The sequence below is a fragment of the Streptomyces sp. 11-1-2 genome (assembly GCF_003595545.1).
GTDB lineage: Bacteria > Actinomycetota > Actinomycetes > Streptomycetales > Streptomycetaceae > Streptomyces > Streptomyces hygroscopicus_B.
On the sequence record NZ_CP022545.1, the window covers coordinates 4,120,239 to 4,140,931 of the forward strand.

Annotated in this window: 19 protein-coding genes; 5 read left to right on the forward strand and 14 right to left on the reverse strand. The window is 71.3% G+C overall.

Annotation, left to right across the window (positions count from 1 at the left end):
* The first annotated feature begins 221 nt into the window (after nucleotides 1-221).
* Together CGL27_RS17590 and CGL27_RS17595 are read left to right on the forward strand one after the other, a co-directional pair.
* On the forward strand, nucleotides 222-1,331 hold the full coding sequence (locus CGL27_RS17590) for a M4 family metallopeptidase (protein WP_119988284.1): 1,110 nt from the start codon (nucleotides 222-224) through the stop codon (nucleotides 1,329-1,331).
* A 27-nt stretch (nucleotides 1,332-1,358) separates the two neighbouring features.
* A complete protein-coding gene (locus tag CGL27_RS17595) occupies nucleotides 1,359-1,625 on the forward strand; it encodes a protealysin inhibitor emfourin (protein ID WP_078641349.1) in 267 nt (88 codons plus the stop codon).
* A 53-nt stretch (nucleotides 1,626-1,678) separates the two neighbouring features.
* Here the strand turns inward: CGL27_RS17595 and era are convergent, their stop codons facing one another.
* From era to CGL27_RS17640, 9 genes are all read right to left on the reverse strand, one after another.
* On the reverse strand, nucleotides 1,679-2,635 hold the full coding sequence (gene era, locus CGL27_RS17600; protein ID WP_107439062.1) for a GTPase Era: 957 nt from the start codon (nucleotides 2,633-2,635) through the stop codon (nucleotides 1,679-1,681).
* A gap of 129 nt (nucleotides 2,636-2,764) precedes the next feature.
* Entirely contained in the window at nucleotides 2,765-3,115 is a 351-nt protein-coding gene (locus CGL27_RS17605; RefSeq protein WP_078647413.1) for a cytidine deaminase, read from the reverse strand.
* 171 nt (nucleotides 3,116-3,286) lie between these two features.
* Nucleotides 3,287-6,268 (reverse strand): Ig-like domain-containing protein, encoded by a 2,982-nt coding sequence (locus CGL27_RS17610; protein WP_119988287.1) that lies wholly within the window; start codon nucleotides 6,266-6,268, stop codon nucleotides 3,287-3,289.
* Nucleotides 6,269-6,745: 477 nt separating this feature from the next.
* Nucleotides 6,746-8,056 (reverse strand): hemolysin family protein, encoded by a 1,311-nt coding sequence (locus CGL27_RS17615; RefSeq protein ID WP_078641352.1) that lies wholly within the window; start codon nucleotides 8,054-8,056, stop codon nucleotides 6,746-6,748.
* On the reverse strand, nucleotides 8,053-8,550 hold the full coding sequence (gene ybeY, locus CGL27_RS17620) for an rRNA maturation RNase YbeY (protein ID WP_078641353.1): 498 nt from the start codon (nucleotides 8,548-8,550) through the stop codon (nucleotides 8,053-8,055). Before ybeY ends, CGL27_RS17615 begins: the two co-directional genes overlap by 4 nt.
* A 12-nt stretch (nucleotides 8,551-8,562) precedes the next feature.
* The gene (locus CGL27_RS17625) at nucleotides 8,563-9,567 is read right to left on the reverse strand and encodes a PhoH family protein (protein ID WP_093461702.1); all 1,005 of its coding nucleotides are present in this window, start codon (nucleotides 9,565-9,567) and stop codon (nucleotides 8,563-8,565) included.
* Between the two features lie 194 nt (nucleotides 9,568-9,761).
* Nucleotides 9,762-10,874 carry a PfkB family carbohydrate kinase gene (locus CGL27_RS17630; protein WP_078641355.1) on the reverse strand — a complete coding sequence of 371 codons (1,113 nt, stop codon included), beginning with the start codon at nucleotides 10,872-10,874 and terminating at the stop codon, nucleotides 9,762-9,764.
* A 251-nt stretch (nucleotides 10,875-11,125) separates the two neighbouring features.
* Complete coding sequence (locus CGL27_RS17635; RefSeq protein ID WP_119988290.1) at nucleotides 11,126-12,046, reverse strand: ribonuclease Z; 921 nt, start codon at nucleotides 12,044-12,046, stop codon at nucleotides 11,126-11,128.
* A 3-nt stretch (nucleotides 12,047-12,049) separates the two neighbouring features.
* Nucleotides 12,050-12,409, reverse strand: coding sequence for a histidine triad nucleotide-binding protein (locus CGL27_RS17640; RefSeq protein ID WP_078641357.1), 360 nt, complete (start codon nucleotides 12,407-12,409; stop codon nucleotides 12,050-12,052).
* A 485-nt stretch (nucleotides 12,410-12,894) separates the two neighbouring features.
* Here CGL27_RS17640 and CGL27_RS50090 point away from each other — a divergent pair, with 485 nt between their 5' ends.
* Complete coding sequence (locus CGL27_RS50090) at nucleotides 12,895-13,182, forward strand: hypothetical protein (protein ID WP_162953015.1); 288 nt, start codon at nucleotides 12,895-12,897, stop codon at nucleotides 13,180-13,182.
* 129 nt (nucleotides 13,183-13,311) lie between these two features.
* Here the strand turns inward: CGL27_RS50090 and CGL27_RS17650 are convergent, their stop codons facing one another.
* From CGL27_RS17650 to hrcA, 4 genes are all read right to left on the reverse strand, one after another.
* Nucleotides 13,312-14,055, reverse strand: a complete 744-nt coding sequence (locus CGL27_RS17650) for a 16S rRNA (uracil(1498)-N(3))-methyltransferase (RefSeq protein WP_119988293.1) — start codon at nucleotides 14,053-14,055, stop codon at nucleotides 13,312-13,314.
* The gene (locus tag CGL27_RS17655; protein WP_119988296.1) at nucleotides 14,052-15,143 is read right to left on the reverse strand and encodes a nitronate monooxygenase; all 1,092 of its coding nucleotides are present in this window, start codon (nucleotides 15,141-15,143) and stop codon (nucleotides 14,052-14,054) included. The genes CGL27_RS17650 and CGL27_RS17655 overlap by 4 nt, the downstream gene beginning before the upstream one ends.
* Nucleotides 15,144-15,329: 186 nt before the next feature.
* Nucleotides 15,330-16,463 carry a molecular chaperone DnaJ gene (gene dnaJ / locus CGL27_RS17660; RefSeq protein WP_078641360.1) on the reverse strand — a complete coding sequence of 378 codons (1,134 nt, stop codon included), beginning with the start codon at nucleotides 16,461-16,463 and terminating at the stop codon, nucleotides 15,330-15,332.
* Nucleotides 16,464-17,480, reverse strand: a complete 1,017-nt coding sequence (gene hrcA, locus CGL27_RS17665) for a heat-inducible transcriptional repressor HrcA (RefSeq protein WP_014060643.1) — start codon at nucleotides 17,478-17,480, stop codon at nucleotides 16,464-16,466. It lies immediately after the preceding gene.
* Between the two features lie 164 nt (nucleotides 17,481-17,644).
* Here hrcA and CGL27_RS17670 point away from each other — a divergent pair, with 164 nt between their 5' ends.
* Entirely contained in the window at nucleotides 17,645-18,367 is a 723-nt protein-coding gene (locus tag CGL27_RS17670) for an MBL fold metallo-hydrolase (RefSeq protein WP_119988299.1), read from the forward strand.
* Nucleotides 18,368-18,452: 85 nt separating this feature from the next.
* A complete protein-coding gene (locus tag CGL27_RS17675) occupies nucleotides 18,453-19,271 on the forward strand; it encodes a DUF3097 domain-containing protein (RefSeq protein WP_119988301.1) in 819 nt (272 codons plus the stop codon).
* Between the two features lie 184 nt (nucleotides 19,272-19,455).
* Here the strand turns inward: CGL27_RS17675 and hemW are convergent, their stop codons facing one another.
* On the reverse strand, nucleotides 19,456-20,688 hold the full coding sequence (gene hemW, locus CGL27_RS17680) for a radical SAM family heme chaperone HemW (RefSeq protein ID WP_119988303.1): 1,233 nt from the start codon (nucleotides 20,686-20,688) through the stop codon (nucleotides 19,456-19,458).
* Between the last annotated feature and the right edge of the window lie 5 nt (nucleotides 20,689-20,693).

The window sequence follows — 20,693 nt, forward strand, 5'->3', positions numbered from 1 at the left end:
GGTCGGCCTACGACTACAGGCCCTCGCCGCGGCAGCTAAGAAGAAGCAGCCCGAAACGCATGATGCTGAGCAGCCTAACCGAGACGCACCGGCACGGCGGAACCCGTATCACCATGCGGACCGAAACATGGTCTGCGGAGGAATACACATCTTCCACTCGATTTCAGCAATCATGACCGCAAGGCGTGACACCCATCTCACACGGTGCGACATTGCCAGCCATGGACGCCAACGCCAATGCCCCCGCGCAGGCCCGCAGTCACCGCCGCGGCACCTTCTGCACGATCGTGCCGCCGCATGTCCTCGACAAGCTGTCCCATGCCGAGGACGCTTCGCTGGCCGATCTCGCCCGCCGCACCCTGGAGCACGACGCCCTGCAGCGCACCCGCCGCCGGATCACCACCGTGCGCGGGGTCCCCGCCGCGCGGGCCGCCGCGCCCTCCGACAAGCCCGAGCGCACCATCTACGACGCCCACCACAAGACCTCGCTGCCGGGGAAGAAGGTGCGCGGCGAGGGCGACCAGGCGAGCGGGGACGACTCGGTGAACCGCGCCTACGACGGGCTCGGCGCGACCTTCGAGCTCTTCCTCAAGGCGTACGGCAGGCGCTCGATCGACGACTCCGGCCTGCCGCTGAACGCGAGCGTCCACTACAGCGAGGACTACAACAACGCCTTCTGGGACGGCGAGCAGATGGTCTTCGGCGACGGGGACGGCGAGGTCTTCCTGGACTTCACCATCCCGGTCGACGTCATGGCCCACGAGCTCACCCACGGCGTCACCCAGTACACCGCCAACCTCGAGTACTTCGGCCAGTCCGGGGCGCTCAACGAGTCGATGTCCGACGTCTTCGGCTCACTGGTCAAGCAGCATGTGCTCGGCCACAGCGCCGAACAGGCCGACTGGCTGATCGGCGCGGGGCTGCTGACGGACCGGGTCACCGGAGTGGCCCTGCGCTCGATGAAGGCCCCGGGCACGGCGTACGACGACGATGTGCTGGGCAAGGACCCGCAGCCGGGCACGATGGACGACTACGTCCACACCTCACGCGACAACGGCGGCGTCCACATCAACTCCGGTATCCCCAACCACGCCTTCTACCTCGCCGCCACCGCCCTGGGCGGCAACGCCTGGGAGCGCGCCGGGCAGATCTGGTTCGACGTGCTGACCGGCGGCGATCTGGCCTCCGACGCGGAGTTCACCGACTTCGCCCACCTTACGGTGGCCGCGGCGCACGCCCGCTACGGCGAGGGCGAGGAGCAGACGGCGGTGCAGGAGGCGTGGGCCGGGGTGGGCATCACCGATCTGCGGGCCCGCGTGGGCGCGCGCTAGAGCACGCCATCGGGTAGTGATGGAGCCATGCGCATCTCCGTCACCCGCACCGGCGGTTTCGCCGGAATCGAGCGCCGGGCCGAGCTGGACACCACCGGCCGGCCCGACGCCACGCATCTGGACGCCCTGGCCCACCAGGCCGTCGAGACCGGCCACATCACGGCCGCCCGCGGCGTCCCCGACGGCTTCCAGTACGAGATCACCGTCGACGGCCGCACCGTCCACGCCGCGGACCCCCATCTGAGCGACGCCCAGCGGGAACTGATCCGCACGGTGCTGAAGGAAGGCGCGTAGGGACGCGCAACGGGGGCTCAGAACCCCCGTCTCCGCGGCCGCGTGGGCCAGGCTCAGAACCCCAGCTTCCGCAACTGCTTCGGATCCCGCTGCCAATCCTTGGCGACCTTCACATGAAGGTCGAGGAAGACTGGCGTACCCAGTAGCGCCTCGATGTGCTTGCGGGACTTGGTGCCGACCTCCTTGAGGCGGCGTCCCTTGGGGCCGATGATGATGCCCTTCTGGCTGGGCCGCTCGATATAGAGGTTGGCGTGGATGTCGAGGAGCGGCCGGTCCGCGGGGCGGTCCTCGCGGGGCAGCATCTCCTCCACGACCACCGCGATGGAGTGCGGCAGTTCGTCCCGTACGCCCTCCAGCGCGGCCTCCCGGATCAGCTCGGCCACCATGACCTGTTCGGGCTCATCGGTAAGGTCGCCCTCGGGGTAGAGCGTCGGGCCCTCGGGCAGCAGCGGGACCAGCAGATCCGCCAGCAGGCCCACCTGCTTGTCGCCGACAGCCGACACCGGGACGATCTCGGCCCATTCGAAGCCCAGCTCCGTGCCGAGCCGGTCGATGGCGATCAATTGCTCGGCCAGCTGCTTGGACTCGACCAGATCGGTCTTGGTGACGATCGCGATCTTGGGGGTCTTCTTGATCCCCGCGAGCTCGGTGGCGATATAGCGGTCACCGGGGCCCAGCTTCTGGTCGGCGGGCAGACAGAAGCCGATGACGTCGACCTCGGCCCAGGTGGTGCGCACGACATCGTTGAGCCGCTCGCCCAGCAGGGTGCGCGGCTTGTGCAGACCGGGGGTGTCGACGAGCACCAGCTGGGCGTCGGGGCGGTGCACGATGCCGCGGACGGTGTGGCGGGTGGTCTGCGGGCGGTTCGAGGTGATCGCGACCTTCGTCCCCACCAGCGCATTGGTCAGGGTCGACTTGCCCGCGTTGGGGCGGCCGACGAAGCAGGCGAAGCCCGAGCGGTGCGGGGTCTCCCGCTGCTCGGTCGGGGACGGGGAGGTACCGGCAGTCATGGACCCCATTCTCCCCGATGCCCCGGCCCGCTCGGACCAGTCGCCCCGGGCCTCGTACGACCGGTCGTCCCGAGCCCCGTACAGCCAGTCGTCCCGGCCTCGTACGACCGCCGGTGGCCGGTCGGTCGGTCAGGCGGGGAGCGTGGCCCGCAGGGTGCCGTCGAGGCCCGCCAGCAGCACCGGCGTCCCGGCCCCGCCGAGGTCCCGTACGGCCGCGCGGTCCTCGTCCGACGCGCTCTCCGCCTCGGTCACCACGGCCGCGGCCTCCAGGGACGTGGCACCGCTCGCCACGGCCATGGCGACGGCGGTCCGCAGGGCGCTCAGCTTCAGCGAGTCGAGGGCCACGGTCCCGGCGACATACGTACGCCCCGTCTCATCACGGACGGCGGCGCCCTCCGCCACGGAGTTACGGGCCCGCGCGGAGCGGGCCAGCGTGATGATCTTGCGGTCTTCGGGGTCCAGCTGCGCTGCTTCGCTCATGCGGATGAGCATATGCGGGGCGTTGACCGGCGGTGACGCCGGTGGGTGGACGGGGAGCCGGTCCCGAGCCCGCCCCCGGGCACACCGCGGCCAGCGCCGGGCCGCGGTGCGGCGGCCCGGCGCGGGCGACTTGCGCGGTGCGGGTGTGCTCAGACTCTTACGGTCAGGGCCTTACGGGAGGATCGGCATCGGCTGGAAGGTCAGCGAGGCCGAGCCCGACGACGGGCTCAGACCCGGGGCGCCGGCGAAGGAGGCGGTGTACGTCGAGGCGGTGAGCACGGTCGGCGATACGGTGACGTTGCTGAGCGTCGCCGTGCCGCTGGCGTTGGTGACCGCGCTGCCCAGCGGGATCGGGCCCAGTGCGGAGTTGGCGACGAAGGTGAGGGTCTGGCCGGAGATCGGGTTGTTCGACGCGTCCCTCAGCGTCGCGCTCAGGGTCGGGATGATCAGCGTGCCGTTGAACCGCAGCCGGATGGTGGCCGGGGTGGCGGTCACGGTGGTCCCGACCGACGCCGTGACCACGTTCTGGGTGATCGTCGGTGAGGTCGAACCGCCGAAGCAGGTGTCACCGCCGTAGGTGGCGGTGACCGTGTGCGCTCCGGTGGTGAGGGCGTTGGTGCTGGCCGTCGCCATACCGGAGGCATTGAGCGTGCCGGTGAGGGTGGGCCCGCCGCTGATCACGAAGGTGACGGTCCCGGTCGGCGTGCCCGTCGCCGGCGGCACCGGGGTCACGGTGGCCGTGAAGGTCACGTTCTGGCCGGGCGCGGACGGGTTCGGCGAGGAGGTGAGCGTGGTCGTGGTGGTCGCCTGGCCGACGGTGACCGAGCCGGAGGCCGACGAGCCCGCGACACCGGTGTTGCCCCCGTAGGTGGCCGTCACCGCATGCGCGCCGGTCGGGATGGCACTTGTCGTCACACATGCCTGGCCGCTGGCGTTGAGCGTTCCGGTCAAGGTCGGACCGCCCGTGATCACGAACATCACGGTTCCGGTCGGAACGCAGGTGCCGGGCGCATTCGCCGCCACCTGCGCGCACAGGGTCACCGCCTGACCGCACACCGAGGAGGCGGGCGTGATGGTCAGCGTGGTCGTGGACGCGGCCTGGCCGATGGTCACGGAGCCGGAGGCCGACGAGCCCGCGACGCCGGTGATCCCCGCGTACGCGGCCGTCACCGCATGCGTGCCGACCGGAATCGCACTGGTCGTCACGCACGCCTGACCACTGGCGTTCAGCGTCCCGGTCAGCGTCGGACCACCCGCGATCGTGAATGTCACCGTCCCGGTCGGAACGCAGGTACTGGGCGCCACGACCGTCACCTGCGCGCAAAGGGTCACCGCCTGACCGCACACCGGAGAGGCGGGCGTGATGGTCAGCGTCGTGGTCGAGACGCCCTGGTTGACGGTGATGGACCCGGTGGCGGACGAGCCGGCGACGCCGGTGCCACCGGAGTAGGTGGCCGTCACCGCGTGGGTGCCGGGCGGGATGGCGCTGGTGGTCACGCACGCCTTGCCGGTCGCGTCGAGCACGCCCGTCAGCGTCGGACCGCCCGCGATCGCGAAGGTGACCGTTCCGGTCGGGGTGCAGGTGCCGGGCGGCGTCGTGGTGACCTGTGCGCACAGACTGACCGTCTCGCCGCACGACACCGTGCTGGGCGTGATGGTCAGCACGGTCGTCGAGGACGCCTGGTTCACCGTGACGGAGCCGGTCCCCGTCGAGCCCGTGACACCCTCGTCGCCCTCGTAGGTGGCGGTCACGGTGTGCGTGCCGACCGGGATGGCATTGGTGGTCACGCATGCCTGGCCGGTCGCGTCGAGCACGCCGGTCAGGGTCGGACCGCCGGTGATCACGAAGATCACGTTCCCGGTGGGGAGGCATGTGCTCGGCGGCGCGACGGTCACGTCCGCGCAGATGGTCACCGTCTCACCGCAGACGGTCGGGCTGGGCAAGACGCTCACCACGGTGCTCGACGTGCCCTGGCCCACGGTGACCGACCCCGAGCCGGTGGAGCTCGCGACGCCCGTGTCGCCTCCGTACGTGGCCGTCACGGTGTAAGACCCCGCGGTCAGCGCGTTGGTGGTCACACATGCCTGGCCGGTCCCGTCCAGCATGCCCGTCAGGGTCGGGCCACCGGTGATCACGAAGGTCACCGTGCCCGTGGGCGTACAGGTGCTCGGCGACGTCACCGTCACCTGGGCGCAGATGGTGACCGTCTCACCGCAGACCGGTGCGGCCGGGGACACCGTGACCGTTGTGGTCGAGGCTCCCTGGCCGACCGTGACCGTTCCCGTACCGGTCGAGCCCGCGACATCCCCGTTGCCGTTGTAGGCGGCCGTCACGGTGTGTGTCCCCACCGGGATGTCGCCGGCCGTCACGCACGCCTGGCCACTCCCGTCGAGCGCGGCGACGACGAACGGGACACCGTCGACGGCGAACGTCACCGTGCCCGTAGGGGTGCAGGTGCCCGGCGCGACCACCGCCACCTGGGCGCACAGGGTCACCTCCGCACCGCAGACGGGCGCGGCGGGGGACACGGTGAGGGTCGTGGTCGAGTCCGCCGGGTTGACGGTGAGCGGCGTCAAGGCCGAGTTGGAAGCGGCGAAGTTGGTGTCGCCGTTGTAGAACGCGGCGACCTGGTGCGTGCCCACGCTCAGGGCGGGGACGGTGGCGGAGGCGTTCCCGGCCCCGTCGAGGGCCCCGGTCACCGTCGGCCCGTCCGCGCTGATGATGAAGGTGACCGTACCGGTGGGTGTGCCGCTGCCCGGGGGCACCGCCGCCACATTGGCGGTCAGCGTCACGGTCTGCCCGCAGACGGGCGCGGGCGGGACGAAGGTGACGGTGGTGACCGTCGCCGACTGGTTGACCTGCTGGATGGTCGTGCCGGACGAATTGTCGACCGGATCGCTGGAGTTGACGAAGTTCGCCGTGACCAGATGGGAGCCGAAGGCAAGGGTGGAATCGGTCACACTGGCCGTGCCGGAGTCGACCCCGGTTTGGGTGAGCGTTATGGGTCCAATGGTCGGGCCACCGGTGATGACGAAGGTCACGTCGCCCCACGGAGGGGTCCCGGTGGTGATGCCGGTGACATTGGCGGTGTAGGTGACGGATTGACCGAAGACGGAGGGATTCGGCGTGGAGGTCACCGCGGTGGTGGACATGGAAGCGGCCGCCCTTTCCTGATCTCAGGGGGGATGAGCCGCCCGGCTCCGCGCGGCGCATGCCTCGCGGAGCCATGGCCTCTGCACGGGGGTGCCCATACGGCCGACCTGTCTACGTCAAGCAAGACAAGTCGACTGTCCCCCGACAGAGGTATGGGCGACCCACCAGTCGGTATCTGCAAGTAAGCGGGTGCCTACGCCAGATGGGCCAGGGAGCGGACGGCTATTCCACTCGCATGGCGCAGCGCGGGCCGCGCGTTGCCGATGCGCTGGCGCGACGGCCCGCTGTCGCGCAGGCGGGTGCCGCGCCCCGGCGCGTGCCGCGGGAGCGCGGAGGGGCGGGTCTCGCGGCATGGCAGTGCGGCCCCGGTTTCTCGGCATGACGACGCGGCCCCGGCTTTCTCGGCATGACGGTGCGGCCCCGCCCACGGGGTGTGGACAGGGCCGCGTCACGGGCGCGTAGGGGCTGCTACAGGGCTACTCCGGCTCGGCCGCGGCGGTCTCGCGGACCGGCTCGACCAGCACCGTGACAATGCGGTTGCGGCGGCCCGCCGGGGACTCGGCGGTCAGCCGCAGCGCCTTGAGCGCGGGGTCGATGCCGCCCTCGGGGACGTCGACCTCGGCCGTGGCGCCCGCGATCGGCACCCGGCCCAGCGCCTTGGCGAGCAGCCCGCCCACCGTCTCGACGTCCTCGTCCTCCAGGTCGGTGCCGTACAGCTCGCCCAGGTCGCCGAGGGCGAGCCGGGCGGTCACCCGGTGGGCGCCGTCGCCGAGGTCCTCGATGGGCGGCAGCTCGCGGTCGTACTCATCGGTGATCTCGCCGACGATCTCCTCGAGGATGTCCTCGATGGTGACGATGCCGGCCGTGCCGCCGTACTCGTCGATCACGACGGCGACATGGTTGCGCTCCTGCTGCATCTCGCGCAGCAGATCGCCCGCGTTCTTGGTGTCCGGGACGAAGGTGGCGGGCCGCATCGCGGTGGAGACCAGCTCGGCCTCGGCCTCGCGGTTGATATGCGTCTTACGGACAAGATCCTTGAGGTAGACGACCCCGACGATGTCGTCCTCGTTCTCCCCGGTGACCGGGATCCGGGAGAAGCCGGAGCGCAGCGCCAGGGTGAGGGCCTGCCGGATGGTCTTGAAGCGCTCGATGACCACGAGGTCGGTGCGCGGCACCATCACCTCGCGCACCAGGGTGTCGCCGAGCTCGAAGACGGAGTGGACCATGCGCCGCTCCTCGTCCTCGATCAGCGACTCCTGCTCGGCGAGGTCCACCAGGGCGCGCAGCTCGGCCTCGGAGGCGAACGGGCCCTTACGGAAGCCCTTGCCGGGCGTGAGCGCGTTACCGAGGAGGATCAGCAGCGGCGGGATGGGGCCCATGACCCGGGCCAGCGGGATCAGCACATAGGCGGCGACGGTCGCGGTGTTGAGCGGATGCTGGGCGCCGATGGTGCGCGGGGAGACGCCGACGGCCACATACGACACCAGGACCATCACACCGATCGCGACGGTCAGGGCCTTCCAGGTCTCGTCGAACTCGCGCAGACTCGCGAACGTGACGACCGCGCCCGCCGCGACCTCGCAGGCGACCCTGACCAGCAGCGCCACATTGAGATAGCGGGTGGGGTCCTCGGCGACGAGCATCAGCTTGGCGCTGCCGCGCCGCCCGGAGCGCACGGCCTCCTCGGCCCGGAACCGGGTGGTGCGGGCGAGACCGGCCTCCGCGCAGGCCGCCAGCCAGGCCACCACGACCAGCAGGACGGTCGCGGTGACGAGTTGGGCGCTCATCGGACGGTGGGGGCCGGCGAGGGGCCGGTCAGGCCCTGCTCCGCGCGCCAGCCGTCGACGATGGCGGCCTGCAGGCCGAACATCTCGGCGCGCTCGTCCGCCTCCTCGTGGTCATAGCCGAGGAGGTGGAGGACGCCGTGGACGGTGAGCAGGTGCAGCTCCTCGTCCATGGAGTGCCCGGTCGGCGCCTCCTCCCCCTGCTTCTTGGCCACTTCGGGGCAGAGCACGATGTCCCCGAGGAGGCCCTGCGGGGGCTCCTCGTCGTCCTTGGCCGGCGGGCGCAGCTCGTCCATCGGGAAGGACATGACATCTGTCGGCCCCGGCAGGTCCATCCACTGGATGTGCAGCTGCTCCATGGCGTCGGCGTCGACGACGATCACCGAGAGCTCGGAGAGCGGGTGGATACGCATCCGGGCCAGCGCGTAGCGGGCGACGTCGAGCACAGCCCGCTCGTCGATATCGATACCGGACTCGTTGTTGACGTCGATCGCCATGGGGGTTCGTGGTTACTTTCCGTTGCGGCTGTCGTACTGGTCGTATGCGTCGACGATACGGCCGACCAGCTTGTGACGGACCACGTCGGTGCTGGTGAGCATGGAGAAGTGAACGTCCTCGACGCCGTCCAGGATCTCCCGCACCTGGCGCAGACCGCTCTTGGTCCCGCCGGGGAGGTCGATCTGGGTGATGTCGCCCGTGATCACTATCTTGGAGTCGAAGCCGAGCCGGGTGAGGAACATCTTCATCTGCTCGGGGTTCGTGTTCTGGGCCTCGTCGAGGATGATGAACGCGTCATTGAGCGTCCGGCCGCGCATATACGCCAGCGGCGCGACCTCGATCGTGCCCGCGGCCATCAGGCGCGGGATGGAGTCGGGGTCGAGCATGTCGTGCAGCGCGTCGTAGAGCGGGCGCAGATACGGGTCGATCTTCTCGTAGAGGGTGCCGGGCAGGAAGCCGAGCCGCTCCCCCGCCTCGACCGCCGGCCGGGTGAGGATGATCCGGGTGACCTGCTTGGACTGCAGCGCCTGGACCGCCTTGGCCATGGCCAGATAGGTCTTGCCGGTGCCCGCGGGGCCGATGCCGAAGACGACCGTGTGCTTGTCGATGGCGTCGACATAGCGCTTCTGGTTGAGCGTCTTGGGACGGATGGTGCGACCGCGGTTGGAGAGGATGTTCTGGGTGAGCACCTCGGCAGGCGTCTCCTGCCCTCCGCCCTCTCCATTTTCGGCCGCGCGCAACATGGAGATCGAGCGCTCCACCGCATCCTCCGTCATCGGTTGACCGGTGCGGAGCACCAGCATCATCTCATCGAACAGACGCTGGACCAGGGCGACTTCCTTCGGATCCCCGGTGGCGCTGACTTGGTTGCCCCGTACGTGAATATCGGTCGCCGGGAACGCGTTCTCGATCACACGCAGCAGCGCGTCACCGGATCCCAGGACCATGACCATGGGGTGCTTGTTCGGGACCGTGAACTGCGCATGCGCCTGCGGTGCTGTGGTTGGTTGCGTCATGGGCCGGCTCTCTGGCCTGCTTCTACCTCCTGGCACAAGGGTTCTCGCCGCTCGACAACCTTGGCTACAAGGGTACGACGGAGCACCGACAAGACCCGAGCACTTTTACTCCTCGTCCACTCATCACCTCACTCACCTGGGGCTCCCGCGCCCCGGCCGTCCCAGGGTCCGGGGCGTCGGCCGGGGCCTCGGCGCTACGCCTGGCGAAAACCGATCGTCGGAACGGCCCGGCGCAGCGGCCAGGGGCGGGCGGCGGCCGGGAGCAGCCGGTCGAGGAAGGCATAGCGGCGCAGCGCGCGGCCGGGCTGGTCGTCGTAGGAGCGGGCGTGCTGCCACCAGGCGGCGATCTCGACCCAGCCGGGCGCGGACAGCGAGCCGCCGAACTCCTGCACCGACAGCGCGGCGGTCAGCCCGGCGAAGGCCAGCCGGTCGCCGAGCGGCCAGTCGGCGAGCGTGCCGGTGACGAAACCGGCGACGAACACGTCCCCGGCGCCGGTCGGGTCCAGGGCCTCCACGGAGATCGCGGGCACCTCCGCGGTCTCGCCGGTGCGGCCGTCGACCGCGTACGCCCCCTCGGAGCCGAGCGTGACGACGGCGAGCGGGACCAGGTCGGCGAGGGCCCGGGCGGCGGCGCGCGGGCAATCGGTGCGGGTGTAGCGCATCGCCTCCTCGGCATTGGGCAGGAACGCCTCGCAGTGCTCCAGCTCGGCGAGGTCGGCCGGATCCCAGCGGCCGGTGTCGTCCCAGCCGACGTCCGCGAAGACCCTGCTGCCGCGGCGGGCGGCCTCGGCGACCCACTCCTGGCCGTGGCCGGGCACCAGGGAGGCCACGGCGGCGCGGGCCGGGGGCGGGGAGCTGGGGGCGGGCTCCTCGGGCGGCGGGGCCTCATGGCCGTGGGAGACCATGGTCCGCTCGCCCTCGTAGGCCATGGAGACGGTCACCGGGGAGTGCCAGCCGGGGATCGTGCGGGAGAGCGAGAGATCGATGCCCTCGCCGCGGTCCAGGGCGTCCTGGCAGTAGTCCCCGTAGTGGTCGTCGCCGAAGGCGGCGGCGAGCGAGGTGCGCAGGCCGAGCCGGGCCAGGGCGGTGGCCATATTGGCGACGCCGCCGGGGCTCGAGCCCATGCCGCGGGCCCAGGATTCGGTGCCGCGGACGGGGGCGGTGTCCAGACCGGTGAAGATGATGTCGAGGAAGACGGTGCCGGTGAGATAGACGTCGCACGCCGGGTCACCGGGCCGGCGAACGGCCTCGAGCGGGTCGAGCAGGGGGTAACCCGCTGTGAGCTTGTCGCCGTTGTGTGTCGTCACCGCGCTCTCCCAGGTCTGACCGGTCCGCCTCCATCGTCGGATGCGGGTGCGGACAGTGTGCACGATGGCACGGACAACGGGCCGGGGACCGGCAAGCGTCACCCCCTCGGGGCGTCCGCCGTCCCCACCGATCCGCAGGACCCCGTCGCGGCGCGGGCCTGTATCGTCCCCGCGGCCCGGGCGGCCCGGGCGGCCCCGTCGCGGCGCGGCATGCGCCGTCCCCGGGGCCCTACGCCCTCACCTTGGCGCCCTCAGCGCCGTTTGGGCAGCGCCACCGTCATCAGGTCCTCGGCGACCGTGAGCTCCCCCTCGAACCCGGCGGCCCGCGCCTGGCGCTCGAAGTCGGACGGATCGCCGTAGCGCTGCGAGAAGTGCGTCAGCACCAGATGCCGCGCCCCCGCCCCGGCCGCGACCCGGGCCGCCTGCCCGGCGGTCAGATGCCCGTACTCGACGGCCAGCGCCTCCTCCTCGTCCAGGAAGGTCGACTCGATGACCAGCAGATCGCACCCCTGCGCCAGCGCGGAGACGCCGTCGCACAGCCGGGTGTCCATGATGAACGCGAAGCGCTGCCCCCGGCGCACCTCGCTGACCTCTTCGAGCGTGACCGTACGCCCCTCGATCTCCAGCGCCCGATCCCGCTGCAGCCGGCCGATGTCCGGGCCGCGGACGCCGAACGCGGCGAGCCGCTCGGGCAGCATCCTGCGGCCGTCCGGTTCGATCAGGCGATAGCCGTACGACTCGACGGGGTGCGAGAGCCGGGCCGCCTCCAGTGTGTACGCGGGGGTGCGGGCCAGCACCGCGCCGTCACCGGCGACCGGCTCCTCGGTCAGCGCCACCGTCTCGCGGTAGGCGGTCGCGTACCGCAGCCGCTCGAAGAACCGCTGTCCGCTCGCCGGGTAGTGGGCGGTCACCCGGTGCGGCACCCGGTCGAGGTTGATCCGCTGGATCACCCCGGCCAGGCCCAGGGAGTGATCCCCGTGGAAGTGCGTGACGCAGATCCGGTCGATGTCATGGGCGGCGACCCCGGCCCGCAGCATCTGGCGCTGGGTGCCCTCACCGGGGTCGAACAGCAGGCCCTCGCCGTCCCAGCGCAGCAGATAGCCATTGTGGTTGCGGTGCCGGGTCGGCACCTGGCTGGCGGTGCCGAGGACGATCAGTTCCCGTGCGGACAAGGGTTATCCGGGGGGCCAGTTGAGCCCGCGGCCGCCCAGGACGTGGGCGTGGGCGTGGAAGACGGTCTGACCGGCGCCGGAGCCGGTGTTGAACACCACGCGGTAGCCCGTCTCGACGAGCTTCTCATCGGCGGCGACCGTGCCCGCCTCGCGCAGCACATCCGCGGCGGCCTGCGGTTCGGCCGCGGCGAGGGAGGCCGCGTCCGGGTAGTGCACCTTGGGGATCACCAGGATGTGCGTGGGTGCCTGGGGGTTTATGTCGCGGAAGGCGACGGTGGTGTCCGTCTCGCGGACGACGGTGGCCGGCACCTCCCCCGAGACAATCTTGCAGAACAGGCAGTCGGCCTGCGGTTCTCCCGCCACCGGTGGCTCCTTACGGATCGTCGGCACATACGGTCCGGATGGTACCGGGAGCCTCTGCCGACGGGAGAGATCGCGGCCTATTCGCCCTGACTACCGCCCTCGGTACCGCCCTTACCGGCGCTGTCCCCGGTACCGGACTGACCGGCGCCGCCTGCGGTCGTCGGGTGGTCCCAGGGGTGGCTGCGGGTCGGCTGGGGGCGGTCCGTGGTCGGGCGGTCCCACGGGTGGCTGCGGGTCGGCTGGGGGCCTCGGTGGTCCGGTGGTCCCAGGGGTGGCTGCGGGTCGGCTGGGGGCTCTTCGTGCTCGGGCGGTCCCACGAGTGACTGAAGGTCGGCCGGGGGCTGTCGGTGTCCGGGCCGCCGCCCTGGCACTCCCCGATCACCTGCGCCTCGAAGACCTTCCGGCCGTCCACCTCGCCGGTCACATCGCCCCGGACGCAGTGATCCGCCCGTACGTAGGTCACCCGGCCTTTGATCCTGATGTCCTTGTCGTTGTCGGTCCTGCCGTGGCAGTCCACCCGCGCGTCGGTCTCCCCGGACCGCTCGCTCCGCGAGGGCGAAGCACCGGCCGTACGGCCGTTCTTGAACTCGGCGTTGCAGCTCATCCAGCGGACGCCGACGCCGCCCCGCTCCAGCGCCTCCGTGACGACCTGGTCCGTGGTGATCGCGACCGTCACGGAGCTGATGCCGCCGCCCGTCGGCTCACACGCCGTCACCGCGACCGCCGCGCCGACCGCCGCGACGGACAAGAGCGTCCGTCTCCGCCTTGCCTGACTCAATACCCCCATAGGGGATAGGTTCCCATCGGCCGGCGCCTATCGGAAGGCCGTCCTCGGCCAGGTACGGGCGCACAGAAGCGCGAAGAGACCCCAGAGGGGCCCGCACATCCCAGAGGGGCCTCTCTCATCCCCAGCGGCCGGTGCGGCCGAGCAGCAGCGCGGCGGCCGCCGTTCCGGCCGTGGAGGTGCGCAGCACGCTCGGGCCCAGCCGGTACGGCCGCGCGCCCGCCTCCGCGAAGGCCGCCAACTCCTCGGCGGACACGCCCCCTTCGGGCCCGACGACCAGCACGATCTCGCCACTCGCGGGCAGTTGTGCCGTCGCGAGCGGTTCGCCGCCCTCCTCGTGGAGCACGGCCGCGAACGCGGCTTCGGCGAGAAGCCGGGCAACCTGCTTGGTCGTCATCGCGTCCGGGACCTCGGGGAAGGTCAGCCGACGGGACTGCTTGCCCGCCTCGCGCGCGGTCGACCGCCACTTGCCGAGCGCCTTGAGGCCGCGCTCGCCCTTCCACTGGGTGATACAGCGGGACGCCGACCACGGAACGACGGCGTCCACACCGGTCTCCGTCATGGTCTCCACCGCCAGCTCGCCCCGGTCACCCTTGGGCAGCGCCTGGACGACGGTGATCCTCGGGTCCGGGGCCGCCTCCTGGCGCACCTCGTCCACCGCGATCTGCAGCCGGTCCTTGCCCTCGACGGCCGCCACGGTGCCCTGGACGCCCGTACCGTGACCGTCCGTCAGCACCACGGGCTCACCGACGCGCAGCCGCCTTACGGACACCGCGTGGCGCCCCTCCGGGCCCTCCAGCCAGACCCGGGCCCCCGCGGCCGCACCCGCCAGAGAGTCGGCCACGAACACCGGGGCGGTCACGACACCGCACCCCGCTGGGACTGAAGACCCAACTCGGCCCGCGCGGCGTCGAGTTCCGCCGCGAGCGTCTCCACCAGCCGCGCGGCGGGCAGCTCACGCGCCAGCCGGTGCCCCTGCCCGGCCCACAGCGCCATCCCCTGCGGATCGCCCGCCTTGGCGGCCGCCTTACGGAGGCCGGACGTCATGTGGTGCAGCTGGGGGTAGGCGGCGGGCGCGTGCGGGCCGTGCTCGCGCATGAAGCGGTTGACCAGGCCCCGGGCCGGGCGGCCGGAGAAGGCGCGGGTCAGCTCGGTCCGGCCGAACAGCGGATCCGTCATCGCCTGCTTGTGCAGGGCGTTCGCCCTGGACTCGGGGCACACCAGGAACGCGGTCCCCATCTGGGCCGCGACCGCGCCCGAGGCCAGCGCCGCGGCGATCTGCGAACCGCGCATTATCCCGCCCGCCGCGATGATCGGGATCTGGACGTACTCACGGACCAGCGTGATCAGCGACAGCAGACCGAGCCCGGCGCCCATCCCGTCGACGGCCGGGTCATTGCTGTACGTGCCCTGGTGGCCGCCGGCCTCCACGCCCTGCACACAGACGGCGTCGGCGCCCGCCCACTGGGCGGTCTGCGCCTCGACGGGCGAGGTCACGGTCACGATCGTGCGGGTGCCGGCCTTGGCGAAGGCGTCGAGGACCGCGCGGGTCGGGCAGCCGAAGGTGAACGAGACGACCGGAACCGGGTTGTCGAGGAGTACGGCGAGCTTGGCGTCGTACGCGTCGTCCGAGCCCGCGTTCGGGTCGCCCAGCGGAGTCTCGTACCAGGCCGCCTCGCCCGTGAGCCGCGCCCGGTAGGCCCCGACGGCGGCCGTGTCGGCGTTGGACGGCTGCGGCATGAACAGATTGACACCGAAGTGCCGGCCGGTCAGCCCTCGCAGCTGTTTGATCTCCTCATACATCGCTTCCGGCGTCTTGTAGCCGGCAGCGAGGAAACCGAGGCCACCGGCCTCGGAGACAGTGGCGGCGAGCTGCGGGCAGGAGGCTCCACCCGCCATCGGCGCCTGCACGATCGGGTACCGGTAAAGATCGGTCAGCGCGGAGGACATGGCCACATCGTGCCATGCCCTCCACACGAGCCCACCACCGGATCAGTGGCGCCCTTACGGGCCGTATCGCGGCCCGGAAGCGCCTACCGTCCGTTGAACGCATCCTTCAAACGCGAGAACAGCCCTTGCTGCCCCGGCTTACCGCACTCCCCCGGGGGACAACCCCCGTACCCCCGGCCGGAGCGCCTACCGTCCGTTGAACGCATCCTTCAGTCGCGAGAACAGCCCTTGCTGCCCCGGCTTGAATTCGCCGATCGGGCGCTCCTCGCCACGCAGCTTCGACAGCCGCCGCAGCAGCTCCTCCTGCTCCGGGTCGAGCTTGGTCGGGGTGGTCACCTCGACATGCACGATCAGATCGCCCCGGCCGCCGCCCCGCAGATGGGTGACGCCGCGCTGGTGTAGCGGGATCGACTGGCCGGACTGGGTGCCGGGCCGGATGTCGACCTCCTCCATGCCGTCCAGCGTCTCCAGCGGAACCTTGGTGCCCAGCGACGCCGCCGTCATCGGGATGGTCACCGTGCAGTGCATATCGTCACCGCGCCGCTGGAAGACCGGGTGCGGGACCTCGTGGATCTCCACGTACAGGTCGCCCGCCGGGCCGCCGCCCGGTCCGACCTCGCCCTCACCGGCCAACTGGATCCTGGTGCCGTTGTCCACACCGGCGGGGATCTTCACGGTCAGGGTGCGCCGCGAGCGGATCCGGCCGTCGCCCGCGCACTCCGGGCACGGAGTCGGCACCACGGTGCCGAAGCCCTGGCACTGGGGGCACGGCCGCGAGGTCATGACCTGGCCCAGGAAGGACCGCGTCACCTGGGAGACCTCACCGCGGCCACGGCACATGTCACAGGTCTGCGCCGAGGTGCCCGGCGCCGCGCCCTCGCCGCTGCACGTGGTGCAGACGACCGCGGTGTCGACCTGGATGTCCTTGGTGGTCCCGAACGCGGCCTCGCTGAGCTCCACGTCCAGCCGGATCATCGCGTCCTGACCGCGCCGGGTCCTGGAGCGCGGACCGCGCTGCGAGGCGGTCCCGAAGAACGCGTCCATGATGTCGGAGAAGTTGCCGAAGCCCCCTCCGAAGCCGCCGGCACCACCGCCGCCCGCCCCGGACATCGGGTCCCCGCCCAGGTCGTAGACCTGCTTCTTCTGTGGGTCCGACAAGACCTCGTAAGCGGCGTTGATCTCCTTGAACCGCTCCTGGGTCTTCGGATCCGGGTTCACATCCGGATGCAGCTCGCGTGCGAGCCGGCGGAATGCCTTCTTGATCTGGTCCTGCGAGGCATCACGCGGCACGCCCAGGACTGCGTAGTAGTCCGTCGCCACTTACGACTCCGCCAGGATCTGTCCGACGTAACGTGCCACTGCGCGTACCGCTCCCATCGTTCCGGGGTAGTCCATGCGGGTCGGTCCGACCACGCCGAGTTTGGCGACCGCCTCGTCGCCGGAACCGTAGCCGACCGCGACGACCGAGGTGGCGTTGAGCCCCTCGTGAGCATTCTCATGCCCGATCCGCACGGTCATACCCGAGTCCTTGGCCTCGCCCAGCAACTTGAGGAGGACGACATGCTCCTCGAGTGCCTCCAGGACGGGCCGGATCGTCAGGGGGAAATCATGCACGAAACGCGTGAGGTTCGCGGTGCCGCCGATCATCAGCCGCTCCTCGGTCTCCTCCACAAGCGTCTCGAGCAAGGTCGACAGCACGATCGAGACGGTCCCCCGGTCCTCCTGTTCGAAGGACTCCGGAAGATCCTGCACCAACTGCGGCACATCCGCGAAACGCCGACCCACGACCCGGCTGTTGAGCCGGGCGCGCAGATCGGCCAGCGAGTCCTCGGTGATCGGGGTGGGGCAGTCCACCATGCGCTGCTCCACCCGGCCGGTATCCGTGATCAGCACCAGCATCACCCGGGCCGTGGCCAGCGGCAGCAGCTCCACATGGCGCACCGTCGAACGGGTCAGCGACGGATACTGCACCACCGCCACCTGCCGGGTCAGCTGCGCCAGCAGCCGGACCGTGCGGCCCACCACGTCATCGAGGTCGACCGCGCCGTCCAGGAAGTTCTGAATGGCCCGCCGCTCCGGGCTGGACAGCGGCTTCACTCCCGCCAGCTTGTCCACGAAGAGGCGATAGCCCTTGTCCGTGGGGATCCGCCCGGCGCTCGTATGCGGCTGGGCGATGAACCCCTCGTCCTCCAGAGCGGCCATGTCGTTACGCACCGTGGCCGGGGAGACCCCCAGCCGGTGCCGCTCGGTGAGCGCCTTGGAGCCGACCGGCTCCTCCGTCCCCACATAGTCCTGGACAATGGCACGCAGCACCTCGAGTCTGCGTTCGCTGAGCACCCCGCGCACCTCCAGTCCAGCGGTCTCATCAGGTCGTCCGCCTGGCACTCACCGGGCACGAGTGCCAGAACCCCTCTGCCAGTGTACGGCGGGGTGCGGTGGCATGGGCAAGAGCCGCCGCTGGCAGCAACTCTCCCCCATCCCCGTTGAGCTAGCGTCGCGGTATGGAGACGTGTTGGGAAGAGGCAGGCTGGGAGCGGCTCGCACCCGGTGTGGCCCGCCGTCGGATGCCGGAGTGGGACGAGACGGTCGGCGTGGTCGTCGGCCGGACCGGCATCCTCGTCGTGGACACCGGCGCGACCCTGCGCGCCGGGGCCGAGCTGCGCGCCCTGATCACCCGGCTGACCGGCCGCCGCCCCACCCGGATCGCGCTCACCCATCCGCACTTCGACCACGTCCTGGGCTCGGCCGCCTTCGCGGGCTGCGAGGTGTACGGGGCCACGGGCATGGACGAGCTGCTGCGCCGTGAGCGGGAGACGCTGCGCGAGGACGCGATCCGCCACGGAGTGGACCGGGACGCCGCCACCGAGGCCGTGGACCATCTGGTCGGCCCGCACCACCTGGTCTCCGGGGAGCTCACCCTCGACCTGGGCGACCGGCCGGTGCTGCTGGCCAATGTGGGGCCCGGCCACACCGCCCATGACCTGGCCGTTCTGGTGCCCGGCCGGCCCGAGGTGGTCTTCTGCGGCGATCTGGTGGAGGAGTCCGGCACGCCGCAGGCCGGGCCCGACGCGATCCCCGGCCGCTGGCCCGCCGCCCTCGACCGGCTGCTCGCCCTCGGCGGCCCGGACGCGCGGTACGTCCCGGGGCACGGCTCGGTCGTGGACGCCGGGTTCGTCCGGGCCCAACGCGACGAACTGGCGGCCCGCTTCGGCGCGTCTCTCTAGGCGTCCACCTAGCCGCCCAACTAGGCGTCCACCTAGTTGTCCGCACTTCAGGAGTGGGCGGTCGGCGCGCGCTATCGTCATCCGGATGCGACAGTACGACCCGGACCTGACCCCGCCCTGGAAGCGGCAGCGGCCCGCCCCCGAGGTCCCCGCCGAACCGGACCTCGTCGTGGAGGAGGTCACCACCGGCTTCTGCGGCGCCGTGATCCGCTGCGAGAAGACCGCCGAGGGACCCACGGTCACTCTGGAGGACCGCTTCGGAAAACATCGTGTCTTCCCCATGGAGCCGCGCGGTTTTCTGCTCGAAGGGCGTGTCGTCACCCTCGTACGCCCGCGCGCGGCGGCGCCCAGCGCGCCCCAGCGCACGGCCTCGGGGTCGATCGCCGTTCCGGGAGCGCGCGCGAGGGTCGCCCGTGCGGGGCGCATCTATGTCGAGGGGCGCCATGACGCGGAGCTGGTGGAGCGGGTCTGGGGCGACGATCTGCGCATCGAGGGCGTCGTCGTGGAGTACCTGCAGGGCGTCGACGACCTGCCCGCCATCGTCGATGACTTCTCCCCCGGCCCGGACGCCCGGCTCGGCGTCCTGGTCGACCATCTGGTGACGGGCTCCAAGGAGTCCCGTATCGCCGCACAGGTCACCGGCGAGCATGTGCTGGTCCTCGGCCACCCCTATATCGACATCTGGGAGGCCGTGAAGCCGTCATCCGTCGGCATCCCGGCCTGGCCGACGGTGCCGCACGGCCAGGACTGGAAGAAGGGCGTCTGCCGCGCCCTGGGCTGGCCGGAGAACACCGGGGCCGCCTGGCAGCGGATCCTGTCCTCGGTCCACTCCTACAAGGACCTCCAGCCGGAGCTCCTGGGGCGGGTGGAGGAATTGATCGATCACGTAACCGCAGGGCGGTAACCCCTGCCCACGTCCTCCCGTTGACACGGTGGTGGGCCGGCCGCTTCGCTCCGCCACCGCGGCGGTGCTCCGTCGATCAGGTCGATCAGCTCGTCCACACTCCCCAGGAGGTCGTGGTCCCCGCGCCGGCGGGGATGTGCCCGGTCAGTCCACCAGGTCGCGCACCACGCGGGGATGTGCCCGGTCAGTCCACCAGGTCGCGCACCACCGCGTCCGCCAGCAGCCGCCCGCGCAGCGTGAGCACGGCCTGCCCCCGTCCATACGGCTCCGGGTCCAGCAGGCCGTCCTCCAGCGCCCGTGCCGCGGCCGCCGCCCCGGCCGGGCGCAGCAGCTCCAGCGGGCAGCCCTCGGCCAGCCGCAGCTCCAGCAGGATCCGCTCCACCCGGCGCTCCTCGGCGGTCAGCAGCTCCCGGCCCGCGCCGGGCGACCTGCCCTCGCCCAGGGCCTGCGCATACGCCCCGGGGTGCTTCACGTTCCACCACCGCACGCCGCCCACGTGGCTGTGCGCGCCGGGGCCGGCGCCCCACCAGTCGGCGCCGCGCCAGTACAGCTCGTTGTGCCGGCAGCGCCCGGCGGGCGAGGTGGCCCAGTTGGAGACCTCGTACCAGGCGAACCCGGCGGCCGACAGGGTCTCCTCGGCGATCAGATAGCGGTCGGCGTGCACATCGTCGTCGGTCATCGGGACCTCGCCGCGCCGGATCCGCCGCGCCAGCTGGGTGCCCTCCTCCACGATCAGCGCATACGCCGACACATGGTCCGGCCCCGCCCCGAGCGCCGCCTCCAGGGAGGCCCGCCAGTCAGCGTCGCTCTCCCCCGGCGTCCCGTAGATCAGGTCCAGGTTCACATGGTCGAATCCGGCCGCCCGCGCCTCGGCCACGCACGCCTCCGGCCGCCCCGGGGTGTGCGTACGGTCCAGCACCTTCAGGACGTGCTGCCGGGCGCTCTGCATCCCGAAGGAGATCCGGTTGAACCCCGCCTCCCGCAGCTCCGCCAGATAGCGCGGATCGACCGACTCCGGATTCGCCTCGGTCGTGACCTCGACCCCCTCGGCCAGCCCGAACTCCTCCCGGACCGCCCCGAGCATCCGCCCGAGATCCGCCGCGGCGAGCAGGGTCGGGGTCCCACCGCCGACGAACACGGTCTCCACGGGCCGTGGGTCGTCGCCCAGCACCTTCCGCGCCAGCCGCACCTCCTCGACGACCTGCTCGGCATAGTTGTCCCGCGAGGCGAGCACACCGCCGGAGCCGCGCAGCTCACTGGCGGTGTAGGTGTTGAAGTCGCAGTAGCCGCAGCGGGTGGCGCAGTACGGCACATGCAGATAGAACCCCAGCGGCCGCCGCTCCGCCCCCGCCAAAGCGGTCGCGGGCAGTGCGCCGTCCTCGGGCATGGGCTCACCATCTGGCAGTACGGAAGGCATGCCCC

What these genes read in the sequence shown, in the direction of transcription:
- hemW (WP_119988303.1), bottom strand. Translation starts at nt 20,688, where the DNA reads ATGCCTTCCGTACTGCCAGATGGTGAGCCCATGCCCGAGGACGGCGCA.
- CGL27_RS17655 (WP_119988296.1), bottom strand. Translation starts at nt 15,143, where the DNA reads ATGTCCTCCGCGCTGACCGATCTTTACCGGTACCCGATCGTGCAGGCG.
- CGL27_RS17615 (WP_078641352.1), bottom strand. Translation starts at nt 8,056, where the DNA reads ATGAGCGCCCAACTCGTCACCGCGACCGTCCTGCTGGTCGTGGTGGCC.
- CGL27_RS17605 (WP_078647413.1), bottom strand. Translation starts at nt 3,115, where the DNA reads ATGAGCGAAGCAGCGCAGCTGGACCCCGAAGACCGCAAGATCATCACG.
- ybeY (WP_078641353.1), bottom strand. Translation starts at nt 8,550, where the DNA reads ATGGCGATCGACGTCAACAACGAGTCCGGTATCGATATCGACGAGCGG.
- CGL27_RS17625 (WP_093461702.1), bottom strand. Translation starts at nt 9,567, where the DNA reads ATGACGCAACCAACCACAGCACCGCAGGCGCATGCGCAGTTCACGGTC.
- CGL27_RS17675 (WP_119988301.1), top strand. Translation starts at nt 18,453, where the DNA reads ATGCGACAGTACGACCCGGACCTGACCCCGCCCTGGAAGCGGCAGCGG.
- CGL27_RS17595 (WP_078641349.1), top strand. Translation starts at nt 1,359, where the DNA reads ATGCGCATCTCCGTCACCCGCACCGGCGGTTTCGCCGGAATCGAGCGC.
- CGL27_RS17610 (WP_119988287.1), bottom strand. Translation starts at nt 6,268, where the DNA reads ATGTCCACCACCGCGGTGACCTCCACGCCGAATCCCTCCGTCTTCGGT.
- CGL27_RS17670 (WP_119988299.1), top strand. Translation starts at nt 17,645, where the DNA reads ATGGAGACGTGTTGGGAAGAGGCAGGCTGGGAGCGGCTCGCACCCGGT.
- era (WP_107439062.1), bottom strand. Translation starts at nt 2,635, where the DNA reads ATGACTGCCGGTACCTCCCCGTCCCCGACCGAGCAGCGGGAGACCCCG.
- CGL27_RS17590 (WP_119988284.1), top strand. Translation starts at nt 222, where the DNA reads ATGGACGCCAACGCCAATGCCCCCGCGCAGGCCCGCAGTCACCGCCGC.